This window comes from Pseudomonas sp. LJDD11, from assembly GCF_024584215.1.
In the GTDB taxonomy this organism is placed as follows: Bacteria; Pseudomonadota; Gammaproteobacteria; order Pseudomonadales; family Pseudomonadaceae; genus Aquipseudomonas.
Genome location: NZ_JANJFL010000005.1, coordinates 59,030 through 74,649, shown reverse-complemented (window position 1 = coordinate 74,649; position 15,620 = coordinate 59,030). Strand labels below are relative to the sequence as shown.

General features: G+C 60.8%; 15 protein-coding genes. 10 read left to right on the top strand and 5 right to left on the bottom strand.

Going from position 1 to position 15,620, the window contains the following annotated elements:
* Window positions 1–30 precede the first annotated feature (30 nt).
* From NRB16_RS08540 to NRB16_RS08515, 6 genes are all read left to right on the top strand, one after another.
* Window positions 31–876, top strand: coding sequence for a BON domain-containing protein (locus tag NRB16_RS08540; protein ID WP_045485128.1), 846 nt, complete (start codon window positions 31–33; stop codon window positions 874–876).
* Between the two features lie 207 nt (window positions 877–1,083).
* Window positions 1,084–1,389, top strand: coding sequence for a hypothetical protein (locus NRB16_RS08535; protein ID WP_045485125.1), 306 nt, complete (start codon window positions 1,084–1,086; stop codon window positions 1,387–1,389).
* A 36-nt stretch (window positions 1,390–1,425) separates the two neighbouring features.
* Window positions 1,426–1,590 carry a DUF1328 domain-containing protein gene (locus tag NRB16_RS08530; protein ID WP_025257796.1) on the top strand — a complete coding sequence of 55 codons (165 nt, stop codon included), beginning with the start codon at window positions 1,426–1,428 and terminating at the stop codon, window positions 1,588–1,590.
* Between the two features lies 1 nt (window position 1,591).
* A complete protein-coding gene (locus NRB16_RS08525; protein ID WP_257105968.1) occupies window positions 1,592–2,056 on the top strand; it encodes an inhibitor of vertebrate lysozyme family protein in 465 nt (154 codons plus the stop codon).
* A gap of 644 nt (window positions 2,057–2,700) precedes the next feature.
* On the top strand, window positions 2,701–4,032 hold the full coding sequence (gene gltP, locus NRB16_RS08520) for a glutamate/aspartate:proton symporter GltP (protein ID WP_253141003.1): 1,332 nt from the start codon (window positions 2,701–2,703) through the stop codon (window positions 4,030–4,032).
* Between the two features lie 187 nt (window positions 4,033–4,219).
* Window positions 4,220–5,461 (top strand): nucleoside recognition domain-containing protein, encoded by a 1,242-nt coding sequence (locus tag NRB16_RS08515; RefSeq protein ID WP_045494033.1) that lies wholly within the window; start codon window positions 4,220–4,222, stop codon window positions 5,459–5,461.
* A gap of 3 nt (window positions 5,462–5,464) precedes the next feature.
* On the opposite strand, the gene NRB16_RS08510 is transcribed toward NRB16_RS08515, so the two are convergent.
* The 5 genes from NRB16_RS08510 to NRB16_RS08490 all read right to left on the bottom strand — a co-directional run bounded on the left by NRB16_RS08510 (window position 5,465) and on the right by NRB16_RS08490 (window position 12,408).
* Complete coding sequence (locus NRB16_RS08510) at window positions 5,465–6,706, bottom strand: DUF5924 family protein (protein WP_045485113.1); 1,242 nt, start codon at window positions 6,704–6,706, stop codon at window positions 5,465–5,467.
* A 61-nt stretch (window positions 6,707–6,767) separates the two neighbouring features.
* The gene (locus NRB16_RS08505; RefSeq protein ID WP_257105967.1) at window positions 6,768–8,153 is read right to left on the bottom strand and encodes a pitrilysin family protein; all 1,386 of its coding nucleotides are present in this window, start codon (window positions 8,151–8,153) and stop codon (window positions 6,768–6,770) included.
* Window positions 8,154–8,356: 203 nt separating this feature from the next.
* Entirely contained in the window at window positions 8,357–10,030 is a 1,674-nt protein-coding gene (locus tag NRB16_RS08500; protein WP_045485110.1) for a Na/Pi cotransporter family protein, read from the bottom strand.
* 248 nt (window positions 10,031–10,278) lie between these two features.
* A complete protein-coding gene (locus NRB16_RS08495; protein WP_045485109.1) occupies window positions 10,279–11,025 on the bottom strand; it encodes a TerC family protein in 747 nt (248 codons plus the stop codon).
* 75 nt (window positions 11,026–11,100) lie between these two features.
* A complete protein-coding gene (locus NRB16_RS08490; RefSeq protein ID WP_045485107.1) occupies window positions 11,101–12,408 on the bottom strand; it encodes a CitMHS family transporter in 1,308 nt (435 codons plus the stop codon).
* Window positions 12,409–12,528: 120 nt separating this feature from the next.
* Here NRB16_RS08490 and NRB16_RS08485 point away from each other — a divergent pair, with 120 nt between their 5' ends.
* From NRB16_RS08485 to NRB16_RS08470, 4 genes are all read left to right on the top strand, one after another.
* Complete coding sequence (locus NRB16_RS08485; RefSeq protein ID WP_253139826.1) at window positions 12,529–12,723, top strand: hypothetical protein; 195 nt, start codon at window positions 12,529–12,531, stop codon at window positions 12,721–12,723.
* Window positions 12,724–12,826: 103 nt separating this feature from the next.
* Window positions 12,827–13,885 carry an aromatic ring-hydroxylating dioxygenase subunit alpha gene (locus NRB16_RS08480; protein WP_045485105.1) on the top strand — a complete coding sequence of 353 codons (1,059 nt, stop codon included), beginning with the start codon at window positions 12,827–12,829 and terminating at the stop codon, window positions 13,883–13,885.
* A gap of 18 nt (window positions 13,886–13,903) precedes the next feature.
* The gene (locus NRB16_RS08475) at window positions 13,904–14,860 is read left to right on the top strand and encodes a PDR/VanB family oxidoreductase (protein ID WP_045485103.1); all 957 of its coding nucleotides are present in this window, start codon (window positions 13,904–13,906) and stop codon (window positions 14,858–14,860) included.
* A 332-nt stretch (window positions 14,861–15,192) separates the two neighbouring features.
* A complete protein-coding gene (locus NRB16_RS08470) occupies window positions 15,193–15,441 on the top strand; it encodes a DUF6124 family protein (protein WP_045485101.1) in 249 nt (82 codons plus the stop codon).
* Window positions 15,442–15,620 lie beyond the last annotated feature (179 nt).

Below are 15,620 nucleotides of genomic sequence, written 5' to 3'. Positions count from 1 at the left end.
CGGCCTGACAGACCTGCAAAGGAGAACGTCATGCATCCGCTGAAGAACATCGTCCTGGCCACCGCGACACTCGCCGTGCTGGGTGCCCATCCACTGCTGGCCAGCGCTGCCCAGGGCGAAACCGGCCCGTTGATCGAGGCGCGCCAGGAGGGCTCGATCTGGACCGCTTTTGCCTTGAACCGGCACTTGAGTGCGTTCGATATCAAGGTGGCGGTCGAAAAAGGCACCGCCCGGTTGTCTGGCAAGGTCGAGAATGAAGTCGAGCGGGAGCTGGCCGAACGGATCGCTCTGGATGTCGAAGGCATCGACAAGGTCGATAACCAGTTGCAGATCGACCCGGCGGTGGCCACCGAGGCGGATGCCCGCAATGGCCTGGCCCAGCGTTTCGAAGACGCCACACTGGTGGCCACGATCAAATCCAAGCTGTTGTGGAGCAACGTCACCCAAGGGCTGGAAATCGACGTAACCAGTGATCAGGGGGTGGTCACGCTCAAGGGCCGGGCGCAAAGCCCTGAAGCCAAAGAGCTGGCCGGTAATCTGGCGACCAATACCGATGGCGTGGCCAGTGTGAATAACCTGATCAGCATCAGTGCGGCCGACTCGATTGCCGCCAAGACCCAGCCACAGGCGCTCAGTACCACCGAGCAGATGAGTGACGCCTGGGTTACCAGCAAGGTCAAGTCCAGCCTTATCTACAGCCGCAACATCGACGGCCTGGGTATCAAGGTCGATACCAGGGAGGGCGTGGTGACACTCAATGGCATGGTGGCCAACTTTGCGGAAAAGGAGCTGGCGGTTGAGATCGCTCGCAATATCCGTGGGGTGAAGGGCGTCAATGCCGACGCCTTGAAAGTCATGGCGCGCAGTACTGGCTGACCACAACACGTATGTGGCATTCGTGCAGAACGCACGATGCCACAGCGTCGATCGTGCAGCTTGCGCGCCACAGAGAATTTTGTATGTTCTTAAGTTGTTGATTTATAAGCATTTATTTTTGATTTAAAGCTGGCATGCGGTCTGCAATATCCCTATCGACAAAGGCCGGAACATCCGGTCGACAAGAACGGTAGAGGGATTGAGCACATGAACAGCCAGCGTCTTGCCCAATTGCGTATTTCGCCCCTGCGGGTACAGCAAGGTCTTTTCGCCAGCCTGGTGCTCCTGCTGGTTTTGCTTGCCACCCAACAGTGGCAACTGCATGAGCAAAATCGTGAAGCGGCTGCGCTGCGTCAGTCGCTGATTTCCCAAAGCCTCTCGCTGAGCCAGGCACGTACATCGGTCTCGACCGTGGACAGTCAGGGTTGGGCGCGCGCTCCGGTGCAGGTCGATCGTGTTGTTTCTCAGGACAGTCTGGCGCGCCTGCCTCAACAGTCGCGTTGGGTCTTCTGACCTGATCGGATTCCCACAGTAGTAAGGAGTATCACTATGTTGAGCTGGGCTATTACATTCTTGATCATCGCTATCGTTGCAGCGGTACTGGGCTTCGGTGGTATTGCGGGTACGGCAACCGGTATCGCGAAGATTCTGTTCATCGTGTTCCTGGTCATGTTCGTGGTGTCGTTCTTCTTCGGCCGTCGCGGTAGAGGCTGACATGCGTAACCTGACTCATCTGCTGGCCGCCGCCCTGTTAATGGGCGGTAGCGCCGCCACCCTGGCCGCCAACGATGGTCAGGTGCGTGTTAACGAATTGCTGAGCAGTTCCTCCGATTACCGCCAGGCCTGGACCCAGGCCGTGCAAAAAGAGGAACGCTTGCCTGAGTGGGTCATGAACCTGTCAGGCGTTGCCGAGCCAATGACCGCCACCACCCAGGACGGTGATCCCTATCGGGTGGGGGTGCTGTGCGAGACTGCCGAGAGCTGCCGCAGCCAGTGTCTGATCGTGGCTGGCAGCCTGGACGGTAAAGACATCTATGCCCTGCTGGTGACGGTGCCGGCTGGCTTGCCGAGCGACAAGTCGCCAAAAAGCCACGCCACTCAACGCTATCTGGGTGATCCCGATGAGGGGATGAAGACGCTGCTTGAGGAACAACTGCTCAAGGATCCGAACTGGTACTGACTGAATGGGTGGTAAAGCCGCTGACGGTCAAACCGTTTCTTTATCAACGCTGCACGGCTTCCTGGAGGAAGTACGTGCATGACCAGGGGGCCGGGATGCACTGATTGATCGGATCGGTGCGACCTAGGGGTACAGGGAGTACCTCCGCTGAGGGCCGGGTCAGGTGAAGCCGCCATGCCGTTTTCGACGATACGCAGACGTCGAAACCCGCATGGCGCTTTTTATTTGTGCTCGCGTCAAAGCTGAAGAGTTCCGCCGTACATCCGTAAACTGCTGCAGAAAATGTCCTCAAATCTTTTCAGGTTGTGTCGTGCGACATTTTTTCCTATTGCCAGGCTGAAAGCACCGGCCCAGCAACCTCCAGGCCATTTTTCCAACGTCATTAACAGCATTTAACAGGGCATTTCTGCCGTTATCATATGCCGATTCTGCATGACTTAGGCGGTTATGGCATTAGACGTGCCTTTGCCCCGTCTGAATAGTTGCGCCTTTTTTTCGCTTGCTTTGAGCCCGGATGCTCTTTCGCGGTGACTTTCTGTGGACAGTGCGGGGCTTTCTTCCACGACTTCGGTCTGCCGCGGATGAGGCAGGGCGAGCACGCGGTTCCCAAGCTGATCCAAGCCACTTCGCACAAAGGTAATGACATGAAGAAGGCAAAACTGAGTCTGGCATGGCAGATTCTGATCGGTCTGGTTCTGGGTATCGCCATCGGCGCGCTGCTCAACCACTTCAGTGCCGAGAAGGCCTGGTGGATCAGCAACGTCCTGCAACCGGCAGGTGACATCTTCATTCGCCTGATCAAGATGATCGTGGTGCCCATCGTCGTGGCCTCGCTGATCGTCGGGATTGCCGGTGTGGGCGATGCCAAGAAGCTCGGCAGCATTGGCCTGAAGACCATTATCTACTTCGAGATCGTGACCACGGTCGCCATCGTTGTGGGCCTGGTGCTGGCCAACCTGTTCCAGCCTGGAGCCGGCATCGACATGAGCTCGCTCGGCACGGTGGACATCTCCAAGTACAAGACCACCGCCGCCGAGGTGCAGCATGACCATGCGTTCATTGCCACCATCCTCAACCTGATTCCGTCCAACATCTTCGCCTCCATTGCCCGTGGCGACATGCTGCCGATCATCTTCTTCTCGGTGATGTTCGGCATGGGCCTGGCCAGCCTGCAAAACGAAGTGCGCGAGCCGCTGGTGAAAATGTTCCAGGGCGTCTCGGAAACCATGTTCAAGGTCACCCACATGATCATGGCCTACGCGCCGATCGGTGTGTTCGCCCTGATCGCGGTCACCGTAGCCAACTTCGGTTTCGCCTCGCTGCTGCCGCTGGCCAAGCTGGTGATCCTGGTTTACGTCGCCATCGCCTTCTTTGCCTTCGTGGTGCTGGGCCTGATCGCCCGCATGTTCGGCTTCTCGATCATGAAGATCATCCGCATCTTCAAGGATGAGCTGATCCTGGCCTACTCCACCGCCAGCTCCGAGACCGCCCTGCCGCGGGTAATCAGCAAGATGGAAGCCTACGGTGCGCCGAAAGCCATCTGCAGCTTCGTGGTACCGACCGGTTACTCGTTCAACCTCGATGGCTCGACCCTGTACCAGAGCATCGCGGCGATCTTCATTGCCCAGTTGTACGGCATTGACCTGTCGCTCGGCCAACAGCTGATGCTGGTCCTGACCCTGATGGTCACCTCCAAAGGTATCGCCGGTGTGCCGGGCGTGTCGTTCGTGGTCCTGTTGGCGACCCTGGGCAGTGTCGGTATTCCGCTGGAGGGTCTGGCATTCATCGCCGGTGTCGACCGCATCATGGACATGGCACGTACGGCCCTGAACGTGATCGGCAATGCCTTGGCGGTGCTGGTCATCGCCCGTTGGGAAGGCATGTACGACGATGCCAAAGGCAAGGCCTACTGGGAGTCGCTGCCACACTGGCGCAGCAACGAGCCGGTGCCGGTCGGCAAGCCTGCGGCTGAGTAGGACCGGCTTTAGCCGGGAAGCCTTTGCGGTCTTCCCGGTCTTCCCGGTATTTCCGGTCTTCGCGGTCTTCGCGGCTAAAGCGGATCGCCGCCCGGCCGCTCCTACGGGGATCGCGATCGTCCCGTCAATTTCCCTCCGGCACACCTCCCCCGTTATCATCCCCGTCGTCTGAAGGGGGATGTATCCGATGCTCAATGGCCTGTGGCTTGGTTTTTTCGTCGTGGCGATGGTCGCCGCGCTGGCGCAATGGTTGATCGGCGGCAATGCCGGGATCTTTGCCAGCATGGTCGAGAGCATCTTTGCCATGGCCAAGCTGTCGGTGGAGGTCATGGTTCTGCTGTTCGGCACCCTCACCCTGTGGCTGGGTTTTCTGCGCATTGCCGAGAAGGCCGGGATCGTCGACTGGCTGGGCAAGGTGCTCAGCCCACTGTTCACCCGGCTGATGCCGGAGGTGCCGCCGGGCCATCCGGCGCTGGGCCTGATTACCCTCAACTTCGCCGCCAACGGTCTGGGGCTGGACAATGCCGCGACCCCGATCGGCCTCAAGGCCATGAAGGCACTGCAGGAACTCAACCCCAGCCAGACCACCGCCAGCAACGCGCAGATCCTGTTTCTGGTGCTCAACGCCTCGTCACTGACCCTGTTGCCGGTGACCATCTTCATGTACCGCGCTCAGCAAGGCGCACCTGACCCGACCCTGGTGTTCCTGCCGATCCTGCTGGCGACCAGTGTCTCGACCATTGTCGGGCTGCTGTCGGTGGCGTTCATGCAGCGCCTGCGTCTGTGGGACCCGGTGGTGCTGGCTTACCTGATTCCAGGTGCATTGCTGCTCGGTGGTTTCATGGCCTTTCTCGGCACGCTGTCGGCTGCGGCGCTGGCCGGGCTGTCATCGATTCTCGGCAACCTCACGCTGTTCGGCCTGATCATGTTGTTTCTGGTGATCGGCGCGCTGCGCAAGGTCAAGGTGTATGAAACCTTCGTCGAAGGGGCCAAGGAAGGTTTCGATGTGGCCAAAAACCTGCTGCCGTATCTGGTGGCGATGCTCTGTGCGGTGGGCGTATTGCGCGCCTCCGGTGCCCTGGACTTCGGCTTGGAAGGCATTCGCCACGTGGTCGAGTGGCTGGGCTGGGATACCCGTTTTGTCGACTCGCTGCCCACTGCGCTGGTCAAACCGTTCTCCGGCAGCGCGGCGCGGGCGCTGTTGATCGAGACCATGCAGAACCAGGGCGTCGACAGCTTTGCCGCGCTGGCGGCAGCGACCATTCAGGGCAGCACCGAAACCACCTTCTATGTGCTGGCGGTGTACTTCGGCGCGGTCGGCATCCAGCGCGCCCGGCATGCCGTGGGCTGTGCGCTGCTGGCCGAGTTTTCGGGCGTGGTGGCAGCGATCATGGTCTGCTACTGGTTCTTTGGCGCCACCGCCAGCTAAGTATCAAGGCGTCGCAGCAGGTCCAGACTCTGATGACGGCTCCGGGGCCGGCTGTGATTCAGGCGTCGCGGCGGGCGGTTGCTCTGCTGCTGGCTCCGGTGCTGGCTCTGGCTCCGTTTGCGGTTCTGGCGCCGCAACACCGGGCTCGGATGCCGCAGGCGCAGCGTCGTCATCGCCACCGGGTTTGAGCTGGATGATCCGGCCTTTTGGCTGGGTCACGGTCGGTTGATCGGCGTCGGTCACTTCAAAACGCAGTACGCCGATCATCTGCCCGTCCTCGGTCAGCACCCGAACCTGCCAGCGGCCCGCCACGTCCTGCGGGAAATTGCGCTTGTGGGTCCAGGCGCGATAGCCCTCCTTGCGCCCGCCGTTGATATTCAGGGCAATGCGGTCCACTTCTTCACCGTTGCGCCGCCACACATGGTAAATGCGCTCTTGCAGGCCGCGTGGGGCATTGATTGCGGTGTAGGCATACAGGCCGTCACGGCGCAGTTGAGCGGCGCTGATCTGGCGGATGCTTTCACCCGGTGTGCGACTTTTGTTGTCGAACTCGGTGCTCACCGCCACTTCGGTCAGCCACAGCGTGGCCGGTGGCACCCAGGAGCGCAGCAGCCAGCCAGCGCTGCCCACGGCCAGGATCACGGTCACCAGCATCACCCCACTGCGCCAGGTGCGGATCGGAAAGCTCGATGCCAGGCTGGGAATCGACAGCACAATCGCGGTGCCGAGCGCCAGTTTGTAGCTCTCGGTGGTGGTCAGGTTGAGAATGATCGGCAGCGCGGTGAGCATCGCGGCGAACAGGGTCAGGGTATGCAAGGCCAGGAACAGCCAGCGGCGCGGTGCCAGCCAGCGGTAGTACAGCGGGTCGACGATGGAGATCAGCCCGGCCGCACCGAGCAGCGCCGTGAACAACGCCTGGCCGCTGTTCCAGGTGGTGGTGATGAAAAAGAACGGCAGGACGAAGAACAGGCTTTCCTGATGGATCAGCTGGGTGCCGTAACGCAGCAATCCTTGCGGAATTTCCTTGCCGAACTTTCGGTGCAACAACCCCACCACGCTGTTCTCGACCATCAGCCACAGCCAGCTGAGCATCATCACCACGGCGATCCAGCTGGCCAGCCCGGCCTGACGGTCGACCATGATGAAGCTGACGATCCCGGAGATGAATCCGCCCGCCGCAATGATGCCCGGATAGCGGCGCATCAGGTCGAGGATGCGGGTGACGAGGACATTCCAGTGGGGCATTGGGTTTCACTTCAGCAGGGGTGGAAAAAAGTCGCCAAGCATAGCAATGCAGTGCGCAGCGCTACAGCCGTTGCTGACGGCGATAACGCAGCCCGCCGACCAGCAGCAGGATCATCAGCACTCCGGCAGCCAGGACCAGCCAATACAGATCGTCGTAACTGAACAGCGGTTTCTCGATGCGGATGTAGCCCGGTTGTTCGAGTAACTGACGCAAGGCCCGGTTGGCGCCCTCCAGGGTGACCGCCTGAATGCGCTTGGCCGGGTCGGCAAAGCGGCCATTCTCGTAATCGTTGAGCGCGCCCCAGTAATAGTCGGCCAGCGCGCTGTTGCCTTGCACGGCCCAGGCCTGCCGGGCCACGGCGGCTTGTTTGAGGCGCTCGAAGGTTGCAGCTTGCAGGCCGTCACGCTGCAAGCGTTCAAGCAGCGCATGCAGGGTCTGTTCGGCTTGCAACAGGTCGCTGCGTTCGACATCGGCGTCCAGGCTCATCAGCCCGGTGTCGCTGAACACCTCGCGGCTGACCGAAGGGCCGTAGGACAAACCCTGCTGCAGGCGCAGTTCTGAGTACAGCGACCACTCCAGATAAGACCGGACCAGCTCCCAGGTTTCATCGTGTTGTTCATCCAGCAAGGGCTCGGGAAAGATCAGGTGCAGCCGGGCACTTTCGCCCAGTACCCCGCGGGTCAGTACCCGGCGTTGTTCAGCCACTTGTTTCGCGCTGTCCAGGGTCGGGTGTTCGGCAGGTTCGGTGGCGGCCAGGCGGCCATAGACCCGTTCCAGGTAGCCGGGCAGCAGCTTGTCCAGGTCACCGACCATGATCAGGGTCATGTTGTTGGGTGCGTACCAGGTCGCCAGGGCATCTTCGAGCTGCTCCAGGCTGACCGCCTCGACGTCCGGACTGTCGGCGCACTTCAGGCCCAGTTCGCTCGCCACCTGGCTGCTGGCGTTGCTGCCCGCCTCACGCCGGTCGAGCAGCCGTTGCAGGCGCGAGGCGTGGCCGCCGTCTTCATGGGCAACGATGCGCCTGACCGTGTCCAGGCGGCTCTGGGTCAGCTCGGTGTGGGTCAGCACCTGCATGAGCAGGTCGAGTACCTTGCGCTGGTTACGCGCCGGTGCCTCGATCACAAAGGTGGTGTCGGCGTTGCTGGTAAAGGCGTTCCACTCGCCACCGAGCGCCTGCATGCGCGACTCCAGACCGCCTTCGCCGCTGTCATCGATGCCGCTGAACATCAAGTGTTCGAGCAGGTGCGGCAGTTCTTTGTGCTCACAGGCAAAGTCATCAAAGCCCACCCCGACAATCAGCCGGATCGCCACATGGCCCTTGTCGTAGCCGGGCTTGAGCAGCACCTGCAAACCGTTGGGCAACAGATAACCCTGGGCTTGCAGGCGGTCCAGGGCCAGGCTGGGAAGAGAACAGAGCAACAGCCAGATCAGCAGCAGGCAGCGCATGAGACAGCTTTTCCTTGCGGGCCAGTTGAATTGACATGCTGTTGAAAAACTACCTGCGTTGCCATTGCTGCGTTAAAAACAGGCTCAAAATGCTCATTTACAACCCGTAAACTCCGCTTTTTCGCCTGTTTTTGCCTTGCACTGGCTGCCTCGCCTACGTTTTTCAACGGCCTGCTAAACAGACTTCGCTGCCGCCGCTCGGTTCACACCGATTGTTCGCCTACCTGGCCTGGCGTCTCGTCCGGTCCGTCGCTGGACAGTGCACCCGTGTCGGCGGTTTCCAGTACCGCGTAGGCGCTGCTGCAGAACAGCGAGTTGAGGCGCTTCATGTCAGCCATCAGTTCCAGGTGCAGCGAGCTGGTCTCGATACTTTGCACCACTTTGCGTTGCAAACGGTTGACATGGGCGTGGGCCAGCCGCCGTTCCAGAGCGCGGAACTGGCGTTTTTCCTTCAATAGCTGGCGGGCGCTATGCGGGTCGCCGCTGAGAAACACCGACAGGCCCAGGCGCAGGTTGGCCTGCAACTGGGTGTGCAGGTCGGTGAGCTCTTCCAGACCGACGTCCGAAAACGATCGTTGCTGCGCGGTTTTCTGCTGCTGGATCTTGCGCAGCATGCGCTCGATCACACCACTGGCCAATTCCAGGTTGATGGTCAGCTCAATGATTTCGGCCCAGCGTCGATTGTCCTGTTCGCCCAGGTCTTCTCGGGGCATCTGCGCCAGGTACAGCTTGATGCCGCTGTACAGGGTCTCGACATCCTCATTAAGGCTGCGCACTTGCTGAGTGACAGCGGTCTGGGTGCCGTGCAGTACGGCCTGCATGGCGCCCAGCATGTTCTCCAGCAGGTCGCCCATGCGCAGGGTTTCACGCACCGCATTGGCCAGCGCCAGGCTGGGAGTCGCCAGCGCGGTCAGATCCAGATGCCTGGGTTTGATCGGCCCTGCGGTTTCGGCAGGCACTTGCAGCAAGCTGGCGCACAGGCGCGCCATGGGGCTGACAAAGGGCAGCATCAAAAGGCAGCGTGCGGTGTTGTAGACCAGATGAAAGCCGATCACCAGTTCCTGTGGCTTGAGCCTCAGCTCGTCGAGCCAGTTCACCAGCGGGTCAAGCACCGGGATGATCAGCACCAGGCCCAGCAGTTTGAATAGCAGGCTGCCCAGCGCCACCTGGCGACCGGGTACGTTCTGCATGCTGGTGCTCATGAACGCCAGCAGACCGCTGCCGATATTGGCCCCCACCACCAGACCGATGGCCACGTGCAGGCTGATGATGTCGGAACCGGCCAGCGTTGCGGTCAGCAGCACCGCCGCCAGGCTGGAATAGGAAATCAGCGCGAACAGCGCACCGACCAGGGCATCGAGCAGGAAGTCGCCGGTCAGCGAGGCGAACAGCACCTTGACTCCGCTGGCCTGGGTGATCGGCGCGGCGGCGCTGACGATCAGTTGCAGCGCCAGGATGATCAGCCCCAGACCGATGGCTACCCTGCCCAACTGGCCGGCGCGGGTCTGCTTGCGCGACAGAAAAAAGATCACCCCGAGGAAGATCAGCAGTGGCGACAGCCACGACAGGTCGAAGGTCAACACCCGCGACATCAGCGCGGTGCCGACATCGGCGCCCAGCATGATCGCCAGCGCCGGCGCCAGACGCATCAGCCCCTGGCCGACAAAGGATGTCACCAGCATGGCTGTGGCGTTGCTGCTCTGCACCAGCGCGGTGACCAGGATGCCAGCGAGAAAGGCCAGCGGCCGACGTGCAACGTTATGGCCCAGCACGCGGCGCAACTGACTGCCGTATACGCGCAGGATGCCGGTACGCACAATGTGCGTGCCCCAGATCAGCAGGGCCACGGCAGACAATAGATCGAGCAGGGTCAGCATATGCAAGGCCCCCTGTGGTGGTGTGAATAGCGAGCGACGCGGAATGTTTTTACTAAAGCTTTAGACCGCTTTGTGCGGTGCTGCCAGCATCGCACAGGCCTCAACGCATTGAAACAATTCTGTAATGAATGGGCGACCCGCCCTGGCCTGCGCCCGGTAGGAGCTGCTTTAGCAGCGAAGGCTTCAGCCGCGAAAGGTCTTCGCGGCTAAGTCGCGGCTGAAGCAGCTCCTGCCGGGTTAGCCGAGCCTCAGGCTTCGGCTGGCGCCGCTTCGGCCTTCTTGCGTGCCTGGCTGGTGCGCATCTTGATGTTGATCGCTTCAACCGCCAGCGAGAACGCCATGGCGAAGTACACGTAGCCTTTGGGCACATGAATGTCGAAGGCTTCGGCGATCAGCACCGTACCGACCACCATCAGGAACGACAGGGCGAGCATCTTCAGTGATGGATGTTTGTCGATGAAATCGCTGATGGCGCCGGAGCAGAGCATCATCACCAGCACCGCCACGATGATCGCCGCGACCATCACCGGCACGTTGGACACCATGCCCACCGCAGTGATGACCGAGTCCAGCGAGAACACGATGTCGATGATCGCGATCTGCACGATGGTTGCCAGGAACATGCCGCCAGCGCCCTTGGGCTCGTCGCCGGCCTCTTCTTCACCTTCCATGCCCTGGAAGATTTCCTGGGAGCTTTTCCACAGCAGGAACAGGCCGCCGAAGAACAGGATCAGGTCACGACCGGAAATGCCCTGGCCGAAGACGCTGAACAGGTCGGTGGTCAGGCGCATGATCCAGGTGATCGACAGCAGCAGCATGATGCGAGTGACCATGGCCAGGCCCAGGCCGAACAGCCGGGTGCGCTTTTGCATGGCTTTGGGCATGCGGCTGACCAGGATCGAGATCATGATGATGTTGTCGATCCCCAGAACGATTTCCAGGGCGGTCAGGGTCAAGAAAGCAACCCATATTTCAGGGTTGAGTAGCCATTCCATCAGTTGTTTCCTCAGGCGATAAAAAATCGCCGCCAGCTACAGCTGACGGCGATTCGGGGTTGAAACGCGGTTGAATCAGACGCTGCTGACCAGCGGGAACAGACCCAGCATGACAGCGGCAACCAGAATACACATGCAGACCAGGATCGCCCACTTGAGGGTGAAGCGCTGGTGGTCACCGAAATCGATACCGGCCAGGGCAACCAGCAGGTAGGTCGAAGGCACCAGTGGGCTGAGCAGGTGCACCGGCTGGCCAACGATCGAAGCACGGGCCATTTCTACCGCGCTGATGCCGTAGTGCGAGGCGGCTTCGGCCAGCACAGGCATGACGCCGTAGTAGAACGCGTCATTGGACATGAAGAAGGTGAACGGCATGCTCACCAGCGCGGTGATGACCGCCAGGTAAGGGCCCATGGCCTCAGGGATCACCGCCAGCAGGCTCTTGGACATGGCGTCGACCATGCCGGTGCCGGTCAGGATGCCGGTGAAAATACCGGCGGCGAAGATCAGGCCGACTACCGACAACACGCTACCGGCGTGGGCCGAAACGCGGTCCTTCTGGTCCTGCAGGTTCGGGTAGTTGATGATCATCGCGATGCTGAAAGCCACCATGAACAGCACTGGCAGCGGCAGCAGACCCATGATCAGGGTGACCATCAGGCAGAACGTCAGGGCACCGTTGAACCAGATCAGTTTTGGACGGCGGGCATCAGGGAATTGCGACACGCTGATTTCGCTGTGATCGATTTCATCGCCCTGCAATTGCAGCACGCCCAGACGAGCCCGCTCGCGCTTGCCATACAAGTAAGAGATAGCCAGCAGGCAGACCACGCCGGCAGCCATGGCCGGGATCATCGGGACGAAGATGTCCGAGGCATCGACATGCAGGGCACTGGCTGCGCGAGCCGTCGGGCCGCCCCATGGGGTCATGTTCATGATCCCGCCAGCGAGGATGATCAGGCCGGCCATGATCCGTGGGCTCATGCCGACACGGCTGTACAGCGGCAGCATGGCGGCCACGCAGATCATGTAGGTAGTGGCGCCATCACCGTCCAGCGAAACCACCAGCGCCAGTACGGCGGTGCCGACGGAAATGCGCATCGGGTCGCCCTTGACCATTTTCAGGATCTTGCGCACCGCCGGGTCGAACAGCCCCGAGTCGATCATCAGGGCGAAGTAGAGAATGGCGAACATCAGCATGACGCCGGTGGGCGCCAGCTTGGTGATACCAGCGAGCATCATCGGGCCGATCTGCGGGCCGAAGCCACCGAACAGGGCAAAGATGATCGGGACGATGATCAGGGCAATCAGCGCGGTCATGCGCTTGCTCATGATCAGGTACATGAAGGCGATGACCATGGCAAAGCCAAGGAAAGTCAGCATGGCAATACTCCAGACGTATTTCGGTCAGGGAAACCGGAAAAGATGAAAGTCAGTTCTGCTCAGCGAGCAGTGGTCTGGAGTCGGGGCGCAAGGGAGGTGTACAGGGAGGTAGGAGCAAGCATGTTAATCACCGTTATTCTTGTTGAATGTCCGGACGACGGCTGTGCGGTCGGCCTGGCTTACCGGTCTTTTGCCGGTGCTGGAGGCGATCCTAATCCCCCAAGCTTTCAGCCAGCTTTCAACTTCCTTTCAGCGTTGCGCTGCGCTGCGGCGTTTGTCGATTTTGCCCGTCAATCGGCTCTATGGATCCATTGATGATAATTTTGGCGATTATCGGATATATATTCTTGACTCAAAGCTGGCTCAGGATTTCAATGGATCCACTAATAAAAACAAATCCGGACCGGAGAGCCTGACCATGTACCCCATGAACGCCTGGTATGTTGCTTGCACCCCTGACGAAATCGCCGACAAGCCGCTGGGTCGGCAGATCTGTGGCGAGAAGATGGTGTTTTATCGCGGCCTGGACAACCAGGTGGTGGCGGTCGAGGATTTTTGTCCGCATCGCGGTGCCCCGCTGTCGCTGGGTTACGTGGAGAACGGCCAGTTGGTCTGTGGCTATCACGGCCTGGTGATGGGCGCCGATGGCAAGACGGCTGCGATGCCAGGCCAGCGGGTGCGCGGCTTTCCTTGCAACAAGACTTTCGCGGCCGTGGAGCGCTACGGGTTTATCTGGGTCTGGCCCGGTGATCAGACGCAGGCCGATGCAGGGCTGATTCCTCACCTGGAATGGGCGGTCAGTGACCAGTGGGCTTATGGCGGCGGGTTGTTTCATATCGGCTGCGATTACCGGCTGATGATCGACAACCTGATGGACCTGACCCACGAAACCTACGTGCACGCCTCCAGCATTGGCCAGAAAGAAATTGATGAAGCCGCGCCGGTCACTCAGGTGCAGGGTGATGAAGTGATCACCGCCCGGCACATGGAAAACATCATGGCCCCGCCGTTCTGGCGCATGGCCCTGCGCGGTAACAACCTGGCCGACGATGTGCCGGTGGACCGCTGGCAGATCTGCCGCTTCACCCCGCCCAGCCATGTGCTGATCGAGGTGGGCGTGGCCCATGCCGGTAACGGCGGTTATCACGCCGACGCGCAGTTCAAGGCATCCAGCATTGTGGTGGACTTCATCACCCCCGAGAGCGATACCTCGATCTGGTACTTCTGGGGCATGGCACGCAACTTCAATCCGCAGGATCAGGCGCTGACCGACACGATCCGCGAAGGCCAGGGCAAGATTTTCAGCGAAGACCTGGAGATGCTCGAACGCCAGCAACAGAACCTGCTCAAGTACCCGACGCGCAACCTGCTCAAGCTCAATATCGACGCCGGTGGTGTGCAGTCGCGCAAGATTCTGGAGCGCATTATCGCTCAGGAACAAAGCGCTGCCCCGGCCTTGATCGCCACTGCCCAATAAGCTGCAGGAGCCAATCACATGATCGACGTTATGGTGATTTCCCGCCGCGACGAAGCGCTGGGCATCTGCAGCTTCGAGCTGGCCCGTGCCGACCGCAGCCCCTTGCCGGCCTTCAGCGCCGGGGCGCACATCGAGGTGCAGGTGCCCGGCGAATCCGGGCTGCTGCGCCAGTACTCGCTGTGCAACCACCCCGCCGAGCAGCATCGCTACCTTATTGGTGTGCTTGATGACCCGGCCTCGCGAGGCGGCTCAAGGGCCATGCACCAGTTGCTGCGCGCCGGCATGGCGCTGCGCATCAGCGAGCCGCGCAACCTGTTCCCGCTGGCCGAACATGCCCGGCGCAGCCTGCTGTTTGCCGGTGGCATCGGTATCACGCCGATTCTGTGCATGGCCGAACAACTGGCGAGCAGCGGGGCCGACTTTGAACTGCACTACTGCGTGCGCGCCCGTGATCGCGCCGCGTTTGTCGAGCGCCTGCACGCTTCAAGTTTCGCTGACCGGGTGTTTCTACATAGCGATCAAGAGCCGGCTACCGCGCTCGATGCCCTGAGTGTGCTGGCCGGGCCGCAGCCCGATGTGCATCTGTACGTGTGCGGGCCGGGTGGGTTCATGCAGCACGTGCTCGACAGCGCCCGCCAGCAGGGCTGGCAGGAGGCCAACCTGCACCGCGAATACTTCGCCGCCGCGCCGGTGGACACCAGCGCCGACGGCAGCTTTTGCGTCAGGATCGCCAGCAGCGGTCAGGAGTTCGAGATCCCGGCGGACCAGACGGTGGTCCAGGTGCTGGAGCGTCATGGTGTGGAGATTGCGGTGTCGTGCGAACAAGGCGTATGCGGCACCTGCCTGACCGGCGTGCTCGACGGTGTGCCGGAGCATCGCGACCTGTACCTCACCGAAGAAGAACAGGCGCTGAACAACCAGTTCACGCCCTGCTGCTCGCGTGCCAAGACTGCGATGCTGGTGCTGGATTTGTAACAGCGGGCGGGCGCCGGGGCGCATTTTCGGCCGGTTGGTGACCTGTAATTGCAAGACGCCTCTCTTTCTATTGAAGGAAATTTCCGAGAAAATCCCGAGCCCTTGCGCGTGCAAAATCCCGCGACTAGGCTGCGTCCGTCACTGAACATCAGTGATCGGGTTTAGCAGCCTGTTTGTAGCTTGCTCGCGCAGTACCGCTTATGGCGGCTTTGCGTGGGGCACCTTCGGGTGCGCCGGTTTTGCGAGCTCACCGGTCTGCTAACCCGCGTCAAAGCTGCCACCCTTGTTCGTTTAGCAGCGGATATCCGGTGGCTCAGATAAGTGAGTTCGCCATGGATAAATTGATTCCCGATCCACCTGATACCCCCTCAACCCTGACCCACCTCGAATGCCGCGTGGCCCATGCGGTCGAGCTGTTGCGTTGCGCCACCGCCACCGCCTTCGAGACCGCCGATGCCTTGCAAGGCCCGGCGCGCCATCTGGCCATGGCCTCGATGCACCTGATTACCCAGGCGCATCTGACTCTGGACCAGGTGCTCGATCAATGGCCGGTGCAGGCCGAGGAGCAACTGCCGGCCTGACAGGTTCAGGCTATATCCCGGTACTGTTCAGTTAAGTGCTTTATGTCCCCGGTGGGAGCGAGCTTGCTCGCGAAGAGGCCAGTAAAAACACTACATCTGTTGTGATGTGCTGCCGTCTTCGCTAGCAAGCTAGCTCCCACAGACGGGGTCTGGCGCAGGTCATGCAGCAATTACCCGAT